This window comes from Burkholderia sp. AU44665 (assembly GCF_030504405.1).
GTDB classification, from domain to species: Bacteria; Pseudomonadota; Gammaproteobacteria; order Burkholderiales; family Burkholderiaceae; genus Burkholderia; species Burkholderia semiarida.
This window is the reverse complement of record NZ_JAUJRI010000036.1, coordinates 1-18,702: the sequence shown is the minus strand read 5'-3', so window position 1 is coordinate 18,702 and position 18,702 is coordinate 1. Positions and strand designations below refer to the sequence as shown.

Below are 18,702 nucleotides of genomic sequence, written 5' to 3'. Positions count from 1 at the left end.
AACGGGACTGCCGGGGGATGCGCTCAGCGCTGCAGCGCTTTGAGCAGCAGCGCTTCGGCCTGCTCGTCGGAGAGCGCCGCAAGCTGCTCCGCGGTGTGCGGCGTCTCGGCGCCGCCGTCGACCGGCGCGGAACGCGCGTGCGGGGCGGCCGACGCGGGCGCGTCGCTCGATCGCAACGCATCCGCCGCGCCCTGCATCCGCGCCAGGTGCGCCGCAAGCTGCTCGACGTTCGAACAGTCCCACAGCACGGCCGCGTCGAACGTCAGCCCGATCGCGTGCTGCACCTTCAACGAAAACTGGAGCGCGCTCATCGAATCGAAACCCATCTCGACCCATGCGGCCGTGCGCGACACCTGCGTCTCGGCGATCCTGAGCCGCTCGGCGACGATCCGTACGATACGGTCCGCGATCTCGCGCTCGAGCAGCATCGGTCCGGAAAGGGTCGAGGCCGAGGAAACGGTCGGCGCCACCGCGCCGTCCCGCGAAGCGCCGGCATCCTTCGCATAGGCGCCGTCGGTCCAGCTGGCGACGGCGCGCAACTCGCCTTGCAGATACGCACGACGACACAGCGCGCGCGCGATCTTGCCGCTGGAGGTTTTTTCGATGGTCGCCGGTTCGACCAGCACGATCGCGTGCGGCGTGACGCCGAAGTCCTCGCCGATCGCGACCACCATCGCGCGCAGCGTTGCGTCGAGATCCATCGTCCGGCGCGCGGTGCGACCGACTTCCTGGATGATCACGAGCTTCTCTTCCCCGTCCGCCTGCACCGATACGGCGGCGCCACACCCGCGGCGCAACGCCGGCACGGCGTCCTGCACGCACGCCTCGATATCCTGCGGATACAGATTGCGCCCGCGAACGATCAACATGTCCTTCACGCGGCCGGTCACGTACAGGCGGCCGTCGACGATCGCGCCCAGGTCGCCCGTGCGCAGGAACGGACGTGCGTCGGGTTCGGCGCCGGGTTCGTCGTCGAAGTGCGCGCCGAACGTCGAGCGCGTCGCTTCAGGGTTGCCGTAGTAGCCGACGCCGATCGCGCCGCCGCGCACCCAGATCTCGCCGACACCGTTCGGGTCGGCCACCGGCCGGCCATCGCGGCCCGCGATCCGGATTTCGGTGCCGGGCGGCGTGCCGCCGCACGACACGAGACTCTTCGCGTTCGCGTCGCCGGGCCGAACCGGTTCGACGATGCCCGCGGCGAGCTTCACGTTATCGACGTCCAGATAGTAGGCGCCTTCGCCACACGGCACGCCCGACACGATCAGCGTCGCCTCGGCCATCCCGTAGCACGGATAGAACGACCCGGGCGCGAAGCCGTGCGGGCGTGCGGCGTCGATGAAATCGGTGACGGTCTGGCGATGAATCGGCTCCGCGCCGCAGAAGGCGACACGCCAGCTGGACAGATCGAGCCGCGCCCCGTCGTCGGTTCCGTTGAGCGCGGCGGCGGCCAGCGCATACGCGAAATTCGGCCCGCCGGACGTCGTCGCACGGTGCGCGGAAATCGCGCGCAACCATCGGCCCGGCTGCTGGACGAACGCCACGGGCGACATCAGCACGACGGACAGCCCGATCGACGCGAGCTGCAACGGCATGGACAGTCCCATGTCGTGATAGAGCGGCAGCCACGACAGCATGCGCGTGTCGCGATCATGCTGCATCAGCGTGGCGATCGACCGTTGATTGTCGATGATGTTGCCGTGCGTGATCATCACGCCCTTCGGCGTGCCCGTCGATCCGGACGTGTATTGGAGGAAAGCGATATCGTCCGACGCCGGCAGCCGCGGCAACGCCGACGTATCCCGCGCGCCCGCCTCGACGAGCGCCTCGTACGTGACGAGCTGGCAGCCGGTGAAAAGCTGCTGCGTCGCGCGCAGGGTCTCGAGCGTAGCGATCGACGTCGCCGGCGCGACGATCAGCGTCGCGCCGCAATTGTCGGCAATCGCGTGCAGCTTGGCCCATTGCGCGACCTTGCGTACCTGTTGCGGATGATAGGCGGGCACGGCGACGCGCCCCGATGCCAGACATCCATAGAAGGTGCAGACGAACTCGGCGCTCGTCGGCAACAGCAGCAGCACGCGCGCGCCCGGCTCGGTCAGTTGCGCGAGTCCGCGCGCAACCCGCATCATGCCGGCATGCAGATCGCCGAACGTGCTTTCGCTTTCGATCGCTTCGCCGTCGCGCAGGATGGTCAGCGCGACACGATCGGGGTCCCGCTCGGTGTGATGGGCGAGGGTCTCGATGATGGAGGTCGGTTCGACTTCCATCTGAAACACGTTCGGATTCGGATGCGTCGTCATGGTGTGTCCAGAATGAGGTCCGTACGAGCCGCCGCGCGACCGCGGCAGCCCGCGCACGGGTGTGATCTCACGCGTCTCGCAGGAATGCGTCCGCGATCGCGCGGCGATTGAGCTTGAGGTTGCGCGTGCGCAATCCGCTTTCGACGTCGAATGCGCGGTCGGTGAAAATCACCTTCACCAGTTGCCGTTGTGCCGGCAGCGTGCCGTTGACCGCGCGGACGAGCTCGCGCAGCGCGTCGGTGACTTCGGGATCGTCCGGCCGGCGCGTCGCGATGACGACACTGAGCCCCGCCTGCGGGCCCGCCATCACGACGGCTACGTCGACACGCGGATCGCGATACAGCAGCGCCTCGATCGGCTCGGGATGGAATTTCTCGCCGTTGCTCGTGATGATCGCGTCCTTCTTGCGGCCGACGACGCGCAAAAAACCGTCGCCGTCGAACTCGGCGATGTCGCCGGTCGCGACCGCATTCGGTGCGATAAAGGTCGCGCGACTATCCTCTTCCGGCGCATCGAAGTAGCCGAGCGACAGCAGGGCGTTTCGCGTGACGACGACTTCGCCGTCTTCCAGCAACGAGACGCTGCCGGGCTCGGCCGGCTGGCCGACCGTACCGACGCGCACGTGTCCGGGCTTGTTCCAAGCGACCATGCCGGCTTCGGTGATCCCGAATGCCTCGTACAGCTCGATCCCGCAATCCCAGAAGAAATCGAGCGCCGCGCGCTTGATCGGCGCCATCCCGGTGACCATGTAGCGGATGTTGCCGCCGGTCAGCGCGCTCAGCCGCTCGGCGAGCGTCGATGCGTCGCTGCCGGGCCCGGCAGCCGCACGCGCCAGCGTATGCAGCGTCTCGTACAGCACCGGCGGCGCGATCACGAACGTCGGCCGGTGCCGCTTGAGCCCCGGGAAGAGCCCGTGGAACGGCACCGACACGAGATCGATCCCGTGATACAGGCAGAAGTAGTACGTCATCCGTTGCTGATAGTTCGCGAACGGCAGGAACGTCAGGAATCGCTCGCCGGGCGCGACGCCGAATGCGTCGCCATACAGACCGAGCAGGTGCGCGGTGCCGCCGCGGCTCATCACGAGCCCCTTGGTCCGGCCCGTCGTGCCTGAACTGAACACGAGCGAATGGGTATCGGGCACATGCTCGACCCGCACCGGCTCGATACGCGTGTGCGAATCGCCCCGGCAGGCCGGATCGATGTCCACGATCCGCCCGCCGATCGTCTCGGCGGCATCGAGCCATCGTGCATCGACGGCCAGCGCGCTCAGCCGGTAGCGCTCGATCAATGCGCCGCACGTGTCGGGCAGGCCGTCGTTCGGGAAAGCGACCGACACGCAGCCGAGCTCGATGCACGCGAGATCCCACACCATCCACGGATAGCCGTTCGGCGCCGCGATGCCGACGCGCGCGCCCGGTACGAGGCCGATCGCCTTGCCACGCTCGACCGTGGCGAGCACGTCCTCGAACAAGTCGTGAAAGGTCCGGACGGTTTCGGCGCCCTTGTCGTCGACGAAGGTCAGGGTATGACTGCTGCCGCGCAAACGCGCGACGAGATCATCGAAGGTCATCATCGGCGTTTTCCCGTCAAGCGTGCGCGACGCCCTCCGCGGACGCGTAGTACTTTTGCGCGGCGCTCTCGTACATGTTCCAGAACAGCTTGCACGTGTGGCGCACCGCGAACAGCGCTTCCTGTTGCATCTGCGCGGTCGTGCACAGGTCGGTCACGAGCGAGATGCCCTCGGCGACGTGCGCGACGTCCTCTTTCTGGTGAACCGAGAAAAACCGCGTGTCCTCCTCGGTGAGCCCGTAGCACTTCGCCAGAATGGAGTGGCGCGCGTCGCCCGCGCGGGTTTCCAGGCTCTGCCCTTCGCTCGCGATCATCACCGCGGCGGCGCCGATATGGTAGGTGCCCTCGCCCTTGCAGTTCTCGAGGCGATAGTCGATCAGTTCACGCGTGGCCGCGGACGGCGTCCATGCATCGCGCTCCTCGTCGCTGATGTTTTGCGCGCGAATGAAGTCTTCCATGAGCTCGACATGGTTCTTCGTTTTCGAGAAGCGTCCGGTTTCCTCTTCGAACAGGTTGTACAGCAGCCGGCGCTTGTGGTCGGGAAACGGGCAGCGGAAGTACAGATTCTCGATGTACTCGAGAAAGTACCGGGTGATCTGGTATCCCTCGAGCGTGATGATCTTCAGCAACCGCCAGTTTTTCTGAGGCGTAAACAACTCCGCGAAGATCGGATGATCGAGCGTGAGCTGCTCGTCCAGCGTGTCGCGCAACGCGCGGGAAAACGTCGCTTTGTCCATCAGCACGGCTTCGTTAGTGAGGGTCATGATCGTTCCCTGTCGGTGAGGTAACCGGCAATGTAATGGCGGCTTTCAAGGCTGAAACCTGTCCGTTCGGGCGAGTGTCTCGCCTGTACGCCAACCCTGTACGTCAGTGCAGGTAGGCAGTGCGATGGCATGACGCTATAAAGCGGAACCCCTACGGCACTTGGAGAATCCGATGGACGATCACGCGACCGTGTTCGCTACGCTTACCGAACTGATTCCGCAGATTGCCGCGCTCGATATCGCGCCGGACATGCTGACGCGGGAAACGTCGCTCACATCGGATCTGATGCTCGATTCGATTTCGCTGCTGTCGCTGATGGCGCTGACCGAGGATCGGCTCGGCGTCAGCTTTGCATCGCACACGGAACAGGTCGCGAACCTCGAAACCATCGGCGACGCGGTCGATCTGGTGGAAATGCTGTTGTCCGTGAAAGCGTAACGAGATGACGATGAACGGTCATCCGCTCGATGCACGCATGATGCCGTCGGCCGGCGGCTACGGCCGCGTCTGCCTGCTGGATGCCGGCGACCTCGACGCGCTGCGTGCGGCGGCCGACGGCAATGCGACGACGGGCACGTACGCGCGCCTCGCGAAACTGGGCGAGGCATTGAACGCATCCGGTTCCGGGCGGCTCGCCATCGTGATCGACGATCCCGACCTTCGTCGCACACGCGAATTCGCGTCGTTGCCCCGAACCCTTTCGGCCGCGCTCGACGTCGCGGCGGCATCCGTCGCGAACGCATGCATCGTCGTGCTCGGCGATGCGCTCGCCGATGGCACGACGGCCTTCGGCGACGCGGGTGCGTCATCGCTATCGTCCGTCGACACGCTCGCCGACGCGGTTGCCGACACCGTGTTCGAGGTACGCCGCCGTATCGATACGTACTTCGAGCAAGCGCCGCTGGCGTTGCCTGCCGACGCTGCCGGCGCGGCTTGCCTGCTGACGGCTGAAGCCGTACTTGCGTGGCTTGCGACGGAAGCGTCGCCCGGCCTTCACGTCGTGCATGGCGAGCGGCGCATTGCGTGGCGCGAACTCGCCGAAACCGTCGCGCGACGGGTGCCGATTCCGACCCGAACCGATGCTGCCGAGGCCGAAGCGGACGCCGTTCTCGCGCTGCTCGAAACGAATCTGAAGCATGCCGAACGGTTGCTCGGGTACGCGGACGGCGCGCACGTGCCCCCGCCCGGCATCCCGTCTCACCGACTGCGCTGCGACGGCTTCGACTGGCAGGGCCGGATCGCCGCGCGCGTCGCCGCTCACGCCGCCCGGCACGAACGGCGCGACGCGCCCCGATTTGTCGACCTGCCGTCCGCGCGCCGGATCACGACCGGCAGCGGGCACGCGTACCTGAGTGCCGGGCGCGGCCCCCGCGCCATGTTGCTGATCAACGCATTCGGCATCCCGCACGACGTATGGCACGACTTCGCGGCCGGATTGGCGCCGGATTTCTCGCTCTATCTGGCGGACGACGCCGACGATGCACCGGCCGACGCAGGACTGACACGCGCGTACTATTCGGGCCCCGATGCGCCTGAGCGCTATGCGCGAAGCGTGACTGAACTGCTCGACGTGGAGGGAATCGACGCGATTCATGTCGCGAGCTGGTGCGGAGGCGCCCGATATGCGCTGGCGCTCGCCCGCGCCCTGCCCGGCCGCATCGCGTCGATGAGCCTGATCGCCCCGTCGTTTGCCGGCGCTCAGGACTACGACGGCGCGGACAGCGCCTACGAAAACAATCTCAACACGATGTGCTCGCTCGTCGCGCGCATGCCGAAGGCCGCGGACAGCATGGCCAGATCGATGACGGGGCTTCTGGACAAGCGGGCGCGAAACGACGCGCTCGAAGGCGGCCATGCGTCGATGTTCGCGCTACCCGACTCCGCGACCCGTCACTGGCTGCACGCGCCGTTCGTGTCGGCGGCGAACATGATCGAGTACAGCGGGCAATTGCTGAATTTCCGCGCGCACCGCATCGAGGCCGAACGCGACACGTCGATCGCCGGCATCCCCGCGCTGCTCGTGACCGGGGAATACGACGAAATGACGTGCGCGATCCGCGCGCGAGCCATTACGTCGGCACAGCTTCGTCCGATCCAGGTCGAGCTTCAAGGCGGCAGTCATCACATGGTTCATCAGAATGCGGCGCTCCTGGCAAAGCTCGTCGGCATTTTCGTCGACGCTCCGGCCGTGACATCCGACGCACTGCCGCATCCGAGACTGCGAATCGTCCCGGCGGCCGACCGTGTCGAAATGGAGATGGAAATGGAGTCGGGCGAACTGTGACGTACGAGCCTTCCGATGCCCGTTCGGACAGTTACAGGCCCGACGCATCGATCACTAAAGTCGCACTGTGGCAGCAAGCCGGATCCCACGCGGCCGATCGCGTCGTATCGCTCGCGAACGACGTGCAAGCCAATGCCAACCCGCTGGTCGGAGATTTCGAATGTACGCAAACAGCCTTGTCGAACTGATCGGCGATACGCCGCTGCTGTATCTGAAAAGCCTGTCGAACGAGCACAGGAAAATCCGCGTGTACGGAAAGCTCGAGTGCTACAACCCCGGCAACAGCGTCAAGGACCGGAGCGCGCTTCAGTTGCTGCGCCAGGCCGAGCGTGACCACGGCCTCAAGCCGGGCTGGTCGATCGTCGAATCGACGTCCGGCAACATGGGACACGCGCTGGCGATGCTGTGCGCCACGCGCGGCTATCGCTTCATTTGCGTGCTCGACCCGAAGACACCGAAGACGAATGCCAATCTCGTGCGGGCATTCGGCGGCGAGGTCGAGATGGTCGAACACCCCGACGAAACGGGCAGCTATCAGCGCAAGCGCATTGCGGTCGCGAAAGCGATCGCCGCGAGCGTGCCGAACTGCGTGAACCTCGATCAATACAACAATCCGGCCGCGATCGACGCCCACTATTACTCGACCGGGCCCGAAATCGTCTCGCAACTCGCCGACCGGCTCGACGCCGTGATCGTGTCCGCCAGCACCGGCAGCCATCTGAGCGGAATCGCCCGCTACGTGAAGGAGCGCGATCCCGCAACCCGCGTGATCGGCGTCGAGCCCGACGGCTCGGTCGTGTTCGGCGGCACGTACCGGCCGCATCTGCAGAACGGCGCGGGGCTCAGTTTTCAGCCCGGAAACATCCTGATCCACCTCGTCGACGACACGATGCGCATCGTCGATCGCGATGCGTTCATTGGCTGCCGCCGCCTCGCGCTCGACGAAGGCCTGCTGCTCGGCGGCTCGTCCGGCGCGATCGCGCAGGCCGCACGCCGCTACGTCGCCACCCTGCAAGGCCCGGCCAACATCGTGCTCGTGTTCCCCGACAGCGGTACCAAGTATCTCGACACGATCTACGACGATCAGTGGCTGATCGATCACGGCCTCCAGGCCGTGCTCGACGACCTGTGCACCTCCGCGACACCGCCACGCGCCGAAAGCGCAGTGGCCCTCGAAACCACGTGACCCAGGGACACCCATGAACGACTCCATCCGCACCTTGCTTGCCGACGGCGCACGGTATCCGATCGCGTTGCCGAAGGCCAACATCACACACGTCACGTATCGCTGGACCAACGGCGTCGACGATGCGCTCGGCGCGCAGATCGTCGAACTGATGCGGCGCACGAGCGAAAGCGCACCGATCATCGGCTTCGCCGAGACCATCACGGACGCGGAAGCGGACCGCTATCTCGACGAACTGCGCTCGAATCTCGCCGCGGAGAAGGTTCGCCTGCTGACGATCTTCGCGAACACCGGGCAACTGATCGGCCTGTGCACGCTGCGCCGCAACGTGAATCCCAACAACCGCCATATCACCGATCTCGCGAAAGGCATGATCCACGACGCCTGTCGCGGCGGTGGCGTGCTGCCTGCCGCGTTCGTCGAGATCGCGTTGCAATGCGATCGGGACAATGTCGAACTGGTGACGCTCGACGTGCGAGACGGCACGCCCGCTCATCGCGTATGGGAACACTACGGCTTTCAGACGTGGGGCACCTTGCCGGACTACGCCCGTGCGAACGGGAAGGTCCATGCCGGCCACTTCATGATGCAGCGCGTGGCGGACCTCAAGGAACGCGCGCTCGGCATGCTCATGGGCCGCGACGCCAACCGAACCGCCGCCAGCGCATCGGCATGAGCGACGCCCTCTACACCGGGCCGATCATCGACTCGCACTGCCACATCGCATCGACGCGCTTCATTCCCACGGCGTTCCTCGAGGGATTCTGCGCCAACATCCATGTGCGGCTCGTCGCCAACGGCATACGGAAATCGCGATCGGAACTGCTCGATACCTACCTCGCGCAAAGTCAGGACCACTTCGGCGATGCACTCGTGGCCGACATGACGTCGGCCGGCATCGGGCAGGCCGTGCTGTTGCTGCCCGACTTCACGTACGTGATGAAAAGCGATCTCACGATCGCCGAGATGTATGCCGAGCATCATGCGATCCTGCAGCGTCACGGCGAGCGCTTTCACGTGTTCGGCGGCATGGATCCGCGCTGGGGAGCGGACGGTGTCGCGTTGTTCGAGAAAGGCGTGACCGAGTACGGCTTCTCCGGATTGAAACTGTACCCGCCCTGCGGCTACAGCCCGAGCGACAAGCGCCTTTACCCGCTGTACGAAATCTGTCGCGCCCATCGCTTGCCGGTTCTTCTGCACGTGGGTCCGACCAGCCCGGCGCTCGAGTTCGCGTACTCGCACCCCGATCTGCTCGACCGCGCGGCGTTCGATTTCCCCGACGTGAACTTCATCCTGGCGCACGGCGCCGTTCATCACGTCGACGCCTGCGCGCGACAGTGCGCGTATCGGCCCAACGTGTATCTCGACGTCAGCGCGTTTCTCGGCTCCCAGCATCCGCAGGGGTGGTCGGTCGCGCTCGCCGAGCTGTTCCGCATGAACATCAATCACAAGATTCTGTTCGGCACCGACTGGCCGGTCTTTCGCAACTCGGGCGGCCATCGCAAGGTCATGGAGCAGTTCCTCGCGCCCGACGGCCCGCTCGCGGCAGTCGCGCCGGTACAACGCAAGTGGCTGATGTCGGGCAATGCGCGCGCACTGCTGCCGGCATCGCGCACGATCGATGCGATGGCGTGATTCCGGCCGTCGCGTGCGACGGCCGTCCCGCACGCACTACGGGCTCGCGGCTGCCTCGATGATCGGCGCCCTGCTCGTCTGGACCGCGTGGCCCGGGCATCGGGCCGACGCGATGGCGGAAACCGCCGACACGCTGGACCACTGGCGCGCCGACGAACGGGCGCAGCTCGAATCGATGCGCCTGCCCGCGAACGCCGGCGTCAAGGTTGACCCGTCGAATCGCGTGGCCACGTCCGCACAAGCAGCGCAGCTGGGCAAGCGTCTGTTCTCCGACCCCCGGTTCAGCCGAAACCGCGCGATCGCCTGCGCGAGCTGCCACGCCCCCGATCGCCAGTTCGAAGACGGGCGCCCGCTGGCGATCGGCGTGGGCGTCGGCGTGCGCCGCACGATGCCTGTCGTCGGCGCGACCGATGCGCCGTGGCTGTTCTGGGACGGCCGCAAGGACAGCCTGTGGTCGCAGGCGATCGGGCCGATCGAGGATCACAACGAGCACGGCGGCACCCGGCTGCGCGCCGCCCATGTGCTGGCCGAGCACTACCGCGACGCCTACGAGCCTCTGTTCGGACCGCTGCCCGACCTGAGCGCGCTGCCCCGTGACGGCGGCCCTCTCGGCACGGACGCGGAGAAAGCTGTCTGGCAGGAGCTCGACGAACGCACCCGCACCGACGTGTCGCGCGTGTTCGCGAATCTCGGCAAGGCGATCGCGGCGTACGAAGCGACGCTACAGTACGGGCCTTCACGCTTCGATACCTATGTCGACGGCGTCCGGACCGGCGATCCGGTCAAGCTGGCCGCGCTGACCCCGACCGAAAAGGCAGGCCTGCGCCTGTTCATGAACAAGGGCCAATGCATGACCTGCCACACCGGGCCCATGCTGAGCGACCGTCAGTTTCACAACATCGGCGTACCGCCGCGTAGCGGGACGGCTGCCGACACCGGTCGCGCGGCGGCGGTCGACAAGGTGCTGCACGACGAATTCAACTGCATGGGGCCGTTCAGCGACGCGAAGCCCGAGCAGTGCGAGGAGCTGCAATTCATCTCGACCGACGACCCGCAGATGCTCGGCGCGTTCAAGACGCCCAGCCTGCGCAACGTCGCACTGCGGCCGCCGTACATGCACGCGGGTCAATTCGCGTCGCTGGACGCCGTGATGCGCCACTACGCGGACGCACCCGCGGCCGCGATCGGGCATAGCGAACTGAAGCGGATCGCGTTGTCAGACGACGAGCAACGGCAGCTCGTCGCGCTGCTCGGTGCGTATTCCGGCCCTGTCGTCGAGCGCTGATCGTCCGCGCCGCAGCGCGTCAGCGTGACGCGTCGCGCACGGCGACGCCCATCACCTTGACCTGGCCGCCGAACGGCAACGCAGCCGCCTGATAGACGGTCCGCGCAGGCCGGCGATCCGCGGGAAACAGATCGGCATACACGCCATTCACTTCCGCGAGCGCGCCGATGTCGGAGAATGCGATGTCGACGAACACGAGATCGCGTGGGCTGAACCCCGCCGCTTCGAGCGCGCGGAACAGGTTCGCGAACGCGCGTCTCGCTTCTTCGGCCGGCGTACCGGGCACGTAGCGGCCGTCGGCGTCCAGCGAAAGCTGGCCGCTGAGATAGCAGGTGTCGTTGGCGACAACGGCATGGCTGATCGGCGACGGCCACTGCGGCAGATCGTTGCCCGACGTCACATAGCGTTTCATGCGCTTCCTCTCCTCGAATCGGGCGGTGCTGCCCGTCACGCGATACGTACGGGCATCCGTTCCCGCGTTACAAATAGTGCTTGACGAGCAACTGAAAGAGATTCGACTGCGGCAGCGCGCCGTATTCGGTCGACGACGCACCCGCATTGATCTGCCATTGCAGCGCGACATCGGTTCTGGCGAAGCGATAACGCGCCTCGAGCCAGGTGAGCCGGCTGCGATCGGCGAGGTTCAACCTGACGAAACCGGACAGATCCAGACGCTGGATCCAGGCATCCTGCCACCTGACCATCGCGAAGAGCCCGTCGCGCGTCGTGGGGTCCTGCTGGGCGGCCGCCAGCGTTCGATAGGCGGCGTAGCCGGCCGGCGGGCCATTGCGCAGCGCCTGCCAGCCCGCGCGATCGAGCGCGGCGCCGTCCCGGTCGTACTCCAGCGTGACGGAAAGATTGCGCGACGTCGTGCAGGTCGCGCCGGTCGCGAGCTTCCAGCGGAACGCGACGTCGCTGTACGGCTGCCCGAGCGCGCGTGCAAGCGTCGACGGCCCTCGCCCGCCCGACCACTCCACGTACCCGACGCACGCGTTGTTGACGAGATGGACCAGATTGACGCCGAACTGCGGCGAACTGCCGGGCTTCCCGTCGTCGTAGATCACGATCTGCGGCGACAGATCCGAGATGACGCGCTGGCTGAACTGGAGCATCCAGCGCGTGCGCTGATTCGTCGCGCCGAAGTCCGGCGAGAACGATGCGTCGGTTGCGCGATCCGCGATCCGCGGTGCGACGAGCGCGCTGACGGAACCGTCGGCCCACAATTGCTGGCCGCGCAGCATCACCGTACCGAGCCGGTTCTCGCGCAGGCTCGCGGGATCCACCGACGTCACCGAACGGACCGCGTTGTCGCGGAAAAAGTCGGTGGGGTTGTAGCCGGTGGCGACACCGAGCCGCACATTGACGCGGCCTGCCTGCAGCAGCGTGCTGCCGCCGCCCACGCGACCGTCCACATACAGTTCCTTCAGCGTATTGATCGCGCCCGAGTCGCCGTCGAAGCGCCACGGACCGTTCAGGTCGAGTCGATCGGCGAAACTGACGCCCCAGCCGTTCGAGAATGCATGGCGCGCACTCAGGTCGAGCGACAGGCGCGTGGCCGTGCGCGTGCCGCCCGGCCGCAGGGTGGCGAAACGCAAGCCGGGTTCGAGACTGAACTGGTACTTGCCGTCGTCGACCTTCTGCACCGGCGTCGCGTCGGCAAGCGCGAGTCCGGCCTCTTCCGCATCGTTTGCATGGCATACGCCCGCCATGCCGGCCAACGCGATACAGGCGATGCCGATTCGCGTCATCATTCCGGCTGGAAACGCGCCATGAAATCGGACTGGAACCAGGCATCCGGAATCTCCCGCGCCACGTAGTCCGCGTATCGCATCACGGTCACGAGATTCGGATTGAGCCCGTCGATGATCACGATCTCGGTCGGCCGCAACGCGCCGAGCTGCTGTTGAAAGCGTCGATAGAAGGCCGTCTTGAGGAGCTTGCCGCTTTCGCTGAAGAAACGTGCCTTCACGGGGCGCGAATCCGTCGTATCGATCCACATCTCGATCGAGTGATAGGTCATGTCGGATACGCTCTGGACGAGCTTCAACCGGTACGCACGGCGCGTCTGGCGCTCGCCGTCCTGCACATCCTCCTCCGCCTCCACCTGCGCACGATATCCCTGCGCGAAATTGACGGTGACCACGTCGCCGTTCGACGCCTGCCCGAGCAACCGTTGCTGCGGCGAAATGCGGATCGTCGCCTTGCTCGCGGGATCGAAAAACCACAGATCGTTGCCGCTCTTGAGCATCAGCTTGTTCGCATCGCGCGCCGGCGCGGCGAATCGAATCAGGCTGCGAAACTGGCCGCTCGCCGGGTTGATCCGCGAATAGGCGGTCAGTGCGTTCGAATCGGTTTGCTTGCCATCGGTGTATTGGGTCAGCGTGACATTCAGCGTGAACGGTTCGCTCGGGTTGCGAACGGCATCGCTCGCGGCGAGGATGCGCTGCGGATCGGGCGCGGCGTGTGCGGTACAGCAGGCGAGTGCGAGGATCGCGGCGGCGCCCAGGCGCGCCATCGAATGCGTCTGCATCGGAATCTCCGGGGCAAATACGGAATGACGGGGACGAGTGCGGCCCCCGCCCGGAACGGGCGGAGAACCGACTGGCTAGAGGACGTACGGGGACGCTGCGATGCGCAGCTCAGTAGCCCGGATACTGCATCTGTAGCGCGACCCACGCGGCCGTGCGCTTGCCGAATTCGGACGCGATCGCATTCAGCGATGCATCGAGCGCATGCAACGGATAGCGCGTGACCGGGGCGGACAGCATCCGCGTCGGCGCGTCGACGCCGGCCACACGATCGGGAACGATCGTCAGCCCGCGCCGGGTGCGCACGGGTTCGCGGCTCGCGGCCACCGTGTAGGCGGTCGAGCGGAACGTCGTCGAATAGGCGTCGGCCTCGAGCACGAGCGCAATTTCGTCGACGCCCGGCGCGATCGGGATACCGAAATCCTCGTGCGACCAGAACGACACATAGTTGGTTGCGATCGTCGCCATCGCCGGCAATCCGAGGCTGAAGCGGTCGGTCGAGATCTCGGACGACCATGCAGGGCGTCCGAGCCGCTCGGCGACCTGCAGCGCGCGTTCGTGCCCGGCGAGCGCCTCGACGAGCGCCAGCGATACCGGAATCGTCGCGGTGACGCCGGTCGTCGTGACGACCTTGCCGTCGGCAACGTAACGCTTGCCGTCGACCCAGCGCGTATCGGCGAACTTCTTGCGCAGATCGTTCATCGAGTACCAATGCCCCGTTGCGCGGCGGCCTTCCAGCAGCCCCGCGCGTGCAACGACCCAGACGCCGTCGCACACGCCGATGATCGTCGCGCCCTTCTTCGCCTGCCCGGCCACCCATGCAAGCAGCGCCGGATCGCTGTCGCGATGCACGGCCGGCACGATCACGTAGTCGGCCCCTTGCGGCACGCGCTCGTCGAACTGCGCGGTGGTTTCGTCCGGAATGACGTTCATCGGCGCCGGGAACATCCGGATCGGGCCCGGCTTCGTCGCGAGCGCGACGAGATCCGCCGCGCCCGATTCGGCCACGATGCCATAGGGAACGACGTAGTCGGTCAGCTCGGTATAGTAGTTTTCGCCGACGACGGCGACGATCGGGCGCGTGCGCCCGAAGCGCGGCTGATAGGCGGGCAGCCGGTCGGCGCGTGCCGCCGCGGGCGCGGCCGCTGCCGGCGCCGACGCTTCGCTCGCGGGCCCCGCATGGGCAACGTTCGCGATGCCCGATGCAAGCGGCGCGAGCAGCAACATCATCCAGTACAGCATGACTTTTCGCATTGAAGCCTCTCCGTGTATGGAACTCATCCAGTAATCAGGCATGGCGCCCGTGCCGGCCGTCATGACGCCGCCGCCGGCGGCAACACGACGTTGAACGTCACGTCGTCGTCGCGCTGCGCGTCCCGGACCTTCAGCGTGATCGTCCACCAGCCGGGCATGCTGAACTTCATCCCCTGCAGCCGATACGCACCGTTTCCGTCGATCTCGACCACGCGGGGGCGCGTCGGCAGACCGTGCCCGTGCTGCGGCATCCCGCCGCTCACGTCGATGCGCGCACCGCGCACGGACTCGCCCGACGCACGGCTCACGCTAACCGTCCAGACATGGATCCGGTTCAGCGGCGGCGGTGTCGTGGGCGGCTCGAGCGTCACGACGTACGCGCCCGACGCCGTCGTTCGCGTCAACGACAGATTCAGACCCGCGGGAACCGACTGCTCGGCCGGTGCGCCGCATGCGCCGAGCATGGCGGTGCAGCTCCCGGCGAAGGCTAACATGACGATCCGCCGACGAATCGATTTCATTGACATTTCAACGACGCCCGATGCGGCCGCTCGATCACGCGTAGCGGAGCGCATCGACGATCTCCATGCGCGACGCGCGGCGCGCGGGCAGCAACGCGGACAGCATCGACACCACCAGCAGGCCGATCGCGGTGCCGACGATCAGGTCGTTCTCGCCCCACACGCGAATGATCAGCGGCACCGGCGAGCGGCCCGGCGGCGTCCACGTCAGACCGCTGACGTTGATGACGCCGGCGAGCAGCGCCGCGCTGGCGACGCCGAGCACCGCGCCGATCACGCCGAGCAGCAGCCCCTCGCACAGGAACAGGCGCCGCACGCCGGCGCGGCGCAACCCCATCGCGCGCAGCGTTCCGATTTCGACCGTGCGCTCGAACACCGCCGTGCTCATCGTGTTGCCCACGGTAAACAGCACGATCGCGGCGATCAGCAGTGCGACAAAACCGAACAGCGTCGCGAACATCGCAAGCGCTTGACCATAGAACGGGTTCAGCACCGTGTAATCCACGACTTCCGTGTCCGTACCGGCGAATTTCGTTTTGAGCAGCGTCTCGAGCCGCGCCTTCGCGGCAGGCAAATCCGACGTGTGGCGCAACTGGACGACGATCGCCGTGGCCTTCGGCTGCTCGGTGCCGTACACGAGTCGTTGCGCTTGCGCGAGATGCAGGCCGACGTACATGTCGTCGTATTCCTTGATGCCCTGTCGTTCCGCTTTCACGACCTGCAGTTCCGCCACGTTCGGCGCACCGCGCGCGGTCGCCGCAAGCAGTTCGATCCGCCGGCCGCTCGTCCCGGCGGCCGGCGCCGCGCGCGTTCCCTCGGCAAGGGCCGCGATATCGCCCGGAAGCGGCGAGGCAGGCGTGGCGTCCGCGGACTTCCTGGGCGGTTTGCAGTCGGGCACCTTGAGCGGCCCGCACAGTTCGAGTACACGCGCGAGGCCCGTACCGATCACGGCTGCGTCGCCCGTCGTTCCGGTCAGCGCCATCGGCGGGATCGTCACGGGGAAGCGATAGTCGTTCCAGGCGCGCATCCGGTTCTGGTCGTCCACGCGCACGCCGAGCGCGAGCGCGGTACGCGACAACCCCGCGTCGAAGTTCCCCGCGATGCCCTGCAACTGCAGCGTGGGCGTCGCGACGAGCACCATCGTCGCCAGTACCGGGTCGGCCTTCACCGCGTCGATGATCGCTTCGTAGTTGTCGATCCCGTACTCGGAAGGATTGCCGCTGCCGAACTCGTAGAACCCCTTGCGTTCGATCTGCAGGTGGCCGCCGTACTTCACGTAATCGGTTTGCAGACCATACGTGATGTTGCGCGTATAGCCGCCGAACAGCAGCACCGCGTGCGCGCCGACGATCATCGCAAGCAAGGTCGTGATCGAGCGACGGCGGTTGCGCAGCAGATTGCGGAGCGCGAGCGAAAATGTCTTCATGCGAACGCCTCCTGCTCGTCCGTGCGGGTCACGTCGGACACGATCCCGTCGGCAATATGGACGACGTCGTCGCCCGCCGCGATGACCTGCGGATCATGCGACGAAATCACGAACGAGACGCGCCGTTCCCGCTGCAAGCGCCGCATCAGCGCGATGATCTGCTGGCCGGTCTTGCTGTCCAGATTGGCGGTCGGCTCGTCCGCCAGCACGAGGTTCGGCGACGCGACGAGTGCGCGTGCGATCGCGACCCGTTGCCGCTGGCCGCCCGACATCTGTCCCGGACGATGGTGCGCCTTGTCGGCCAGGCCGACCGCATCGAGCATGTCCCGCACCTTCAGCGCCCGCTCGGACTCCGTCAATCGCGTGCCCGCGAGAAGCAGCGGATATTCGACGTTTTCGTGCGCCGTGAGCACCGGCAGCAGATTGAAGTTCTGGAAGACGAAACCGAGCCGGCGGGCACGAAAATCCGACAGCGCGTCGTCCGACAAGCGGCCGACCTCTTCGCCCGCCACGACGATGCGGCCGCGATCGGGCCGGTCCACGCACCCGACAAGATTCAGCAACGTCGACTTCCCGCTGCCGGACGCGCCGGCAATGACGGTCAGTCTTCCGTCACGGATGTCGAGCGTGACGTCGCGCAGCGCGGTCACGTTGACGGAGCCCATCAGATACGACTTTTCAACGGCTTCGAGTATTACGGCGTTCATGGTCTCGATGTACGAAGTTGGCAGGCCGCGACAGCACGGTGCAGGAACGATCGCGCAGCGCAGAATACCAACTTGCGTGTACGGAAAAACCTGTTCGTTGGGGCAGCGTCCGGGCGCGAACCCGATGCCGGGATGGCACGTCGCTTCCCGCATTCGCGAGCAATCACGGCCGGGAGGGATCGTCAACCTGTACCGTCGGACGGCACACGTCGCCGGCCCTTGCGATTACGCTGCACCGTCATCGGCGCGCCGCCCCGGATCGAATCGCGGCCGCGTCTCGTCACGACTTCCGTTCCCAATCGGCATGCCAGTCAAGATCACGCCCTGGTTCATCCTGCATCGCCCGCAACCCGCGGCCACGCACCGGCTGTTCTGCTTCCCGTACGCCGGTGCCGGCTCGCTGCTCTATCGGCGCTGGGCGCTCGATCTGCCCGACTGGATCGAAGTCGTCGCAGTCGAACTGCCGGGACGCCAGACGCGTTTCTCCGAAGCGCCGCCCACGTCGCTCGATGCGATGACGGATGCGTTGGCCACGGCCGCGAGCGGGCTCCTCGACAAGCCATTCGGCACCTTTGGGTACAGTTTCGGCAGTGTCGTCGGTATCGAATGGTTGAAGGAACTCGATCGACGACGGCTTCGCGGGCCCGTTCATGCGTTCTGTGCAGCGCACCGCGCGCCGCATGTCGCACCGCGTCCGCTCTCGATTCATCGGTTGCCGGAACCGGACCTCATCGGTTGGCTGAAAACGATGGGCGGCACACCGGATGCGTTGCTGTCGGAGCCGGACTGGCTTCGGCATTTCCTGCGCGCGCTGCGCGCCGATCTGGCGCTCGCCGAAGGATATTGCACCGATGCGCCATTCGCGTTGCGGTGCGGGCTGACCGTATTCGGCGGCCTGCACGATCCGCATGTCGATATCGACGCGCTGCGCGAATGGCGCCGCTACAGCGACGGACCGTTCTCCCTTCATCGGTTCGACGGCGATCATTTCTTCATCCATGCCCGGGAACGCGAGCTTCAGGATCGCGTGGTCGCGACGCTGGCCGCACAGGCATAGCTTCGATACGGAGAACCGGTCGCGCCGCATCGGCTGCGAGGTCGTCCCGTCACAGCATCACGCGCTCGATCCCGCCATGGTTGGCCCGTGCGACATAATCGGCCATCCAGTTCTCGCCGAGCACCTGGCGCGCGATCTCGACCACGATGTAGTCCGCTTCGAGATTCGCGTCCTCGCCGTAGCGC

18 protein-coding genes are annotated in these 18,702 nt (G+C 66.4%); 7 read left to right on the top strand and 11 right to left on the bottom strand.

The genetic code is table 11. The annotated features are described in order from the left end of the window. Window positions 1-23 precede the first annotated feature (23 nt). The 3 genes from QZM15_RS32875 to QZM15_RS32865 form a co-directional block, all read right to left on the bottom strand. Window positions 24-2,297, bottom strand: coding sequence for an AMP-binding protein (locus tag QZM15_RS32875; RefSeq protein ID WP_302107950.1), 2,274 nt, complete (start codon window positions 2,295-2,297; stop codon window positions 24-26). Window positions 2,298-2,364: 67 nt separating this feature from the next. Then, entirely contained in the window at window positions 2,365-3,873 is a 1,509-nt protein-coding gene (locus QZM15_RS32870; RefSeq protein ID WP_302107949.1) for an AMP-binding protein, read from the bottom strand. Between the two features lie 13 nt (window positions 3,874-3,886). Next, the gene (locus tag QZM15_RS32865; protein WP_059583837.1) at window positions 3,887-4,633 is read right to left on the bottom strand and encodes a TenA family transcriptional regulator; all 747 of its coding nucleotides are present in this window, start codon (window positions 4,631-4,633) and stop codon (window positions 3,887-3,889) included. Window positions 4,634-4,805: 172 nt separating this feature from the next. Between QZM15_RS32865 and QZM15_RS32860 the strand changes: the two genes are divergently transcribed. The 6 genes from QZM15_RS32860 to QZM15_RS32835 all read left to right on the top strand — a co-directional run bounded on the left by QZM15_RS32860 (window position 4,806) and on the right by QZM15_RS32835 (window position 11,024). After that, the gene (locus tag QZM15_RS32860; protein ID WP_060010806.1) at window positions 4,806-5,072 is read left to right on the top strand and encodes an acyl carrier protein; all 267 of its coding nucleotides are present in this window, start codon (window positions 4,806-4,808) and stop codon (window positions 5,070-5,072) included. A 10-nt stretch (window positions 5,073-5,082) separates the two neighbouring features. After that, window positions 5,083-6,918: an alpha/beta hydrolase gene (locus tag QZM15_RS32855; RefSeq protein WP_302107948.1), complete on the top strand. Its 1,836-nt coding sequence runs from the start codon at window positions 5,083-5,085 to the stop codon at window positions 6,916-6,918. Window positions 6,919-7,078: 160 nt separating this feature from the next. Continuing rightward, a complete protein-coding gene (locus tag QZM15_RS32850) occupies window positions 7,079-8,104 on the top strand; it encodes a PLP-dependent cysteine synthase family protein (protein WP_059583841.1) in 1,026 nt (341 codons plus the stop codon). A gap of 13 nt (window positions 8,105-8,117) precedes the next feature. Then, the gene (locus QZM15_RS32845; RefSeq protein ID WP_059583843.1) at window positions 8,118-8,780 is read left to right on the top strand and encodes a GNAT family N-acetyltransferase; all 663 of its coding nucleotides are present in this window, start codon (window positions 8,118-8,120) and stop codon (window positions 8,778-8,780) included. Then, window positions 8,777-9,739: an amidohydrolase family protein gene (locus QZM15_RS32840; protein ID WP_060010814.1), complete on the top strand. Its 963-nt coding sequence runs from the start codon at window positions 8,777-8,779 to the stop codon at window positions 9,737-9,739. Before QZM15_RS32845 ends, QZM15_RS32840 begins: the two co-directional genes overlap by 4 nt. 58 nt (window positions 9,740-9,797) lie before the next feature. Then, window positions 9,798-11,024 carry a cytochrome-c peroxidase gene (locus QZM15_RS32835; RefSeq protein WP_302107947.1) on the top strand — a complete coding sequence of 409 codons (1,227 nt, stop codon included), beginning with the start codon at window positions 9,798-9,800 and terminating at the stop codon, window positions 11,022-11,024. A gap of 19 nt (window positions 11,025-11,043) precedes the next feature. On the opposite strand, the gene QZM15_RS32830 is transcribed toward QZM15_RS32835, so the two are convergent. From QZM15_RS32830 to QZM15_RS32800, 7 genes are all read right to left on the bottom strand, one after another. Continuing rightward, window positions 11,044-11,436: a RidA family protein gene (locus QZM15_RS32830; RefSeq protein WP_059583847.1), complete on the bottom strand. Its 393-nt coding sequence runs from the start codon at window positions 11,434-11,436 to the stop codon at window positions 11,044-11,046. Window positions 11,437-11,503: 67 nt separating this feature from the next. After that, complete coding sequence (locus QZM15_RS32825; protein WP_244166592.1) at window positions 11,504-12,775, bottom strand: hypothetical protein; 1,272 nt, start codon at window positions 12,773-12,775, stop codon at window positions 11,504-11,506. After that, window positions 12,772-13,539: an outer membrane lipoprotein-sorting protein gene (locus QZM15_RS32820; protein ID WP_230951189.1), complete on the bottom strand. Its 768-nt coding sequence runs from the start codon at window positions 13,537-13,539 to the stop codon at window positions 12,772-12,774. Before QZM15_RS32820 ends, QZM15_RS32825 begins: the two co-directional genes overlap by 4 nt. Window positions 13,540-13,663: 124 nt before the next feature. Beyond that, window positions 13,664-14,806 (bottom strand): DJ-1/PfpI family protein, encoded by a 1,143-nt coding sequence (locus QZM15_RS32815; protein WP_059583850.1) that lies wholly within the window; start codon window positions 14,804-14,806, stop codon window positions 13,664-13,666. Between the two features lie 59 nt (window positions 14,807-14,865). Continuing rightward, a complete protein-coding gene (locus tag QZM15_RS32810) occupies window positions 14,866-15,210 on the bottom strand; it encodes a FixH family protein (RefSeq protein ID WP_302107946.1) in 345 nt (114 codons plus the stop codon). Between the two features lie 151 nt (window positions 15,211-15,361). After that, entirely contained in the window at window positions 15,362-16,753 is a 1,392-nt protein-coding gene (locus tag QZM15_RS32805; RefSeq protein WP_059642209.1) for an ABC transporter permease, read from the bottom strand. Continuing rightward, window positions 16,750-17,460: an ABC transporter ATP-binding protein gene (locus QZM15_RS32800; protein WP_059583855.1), complete on the bottom strand. Its 711-nt coding sequence runs from the start codon at window positions 17,458-17,460 to the stop codon at window positions 16,750-16,752. Before QZM15_RS32800 ends, QZM15_RS32805 begins: the two co-directional genes overlap by 4 nt. Window positions 17,461-17,584: 124 nt before the next feature. On the opposite strand from QZM15_RS32800, the gene QZM15_RS32795 reads away from it, so the two are divergent. Continuing rightward, window positions 17,585-18,517, top strand: coding sequence for a thioesterase II family protein (locus QZM15_RS32795; RefSeq protein WP_302107945.1), 933 nt, complete (start codon window positions 17,585-17,587; stop codon window positions 18,515-18,517). Between the two features lie 49 nt (window positions 18,518-18,566). On the opposite strand, the gene QZM15_RS32790 is transcribed toward QZM15_RS32795, so the two are convergent. Further along, a partial coding sequence (locus QZM15_RS32790) for a DUF3400 domain-containing protein (protein WP_155753829.1) occupies window positions 18,567-18,702 on the bottom strand: 136 nt, incomplete at its 5' end.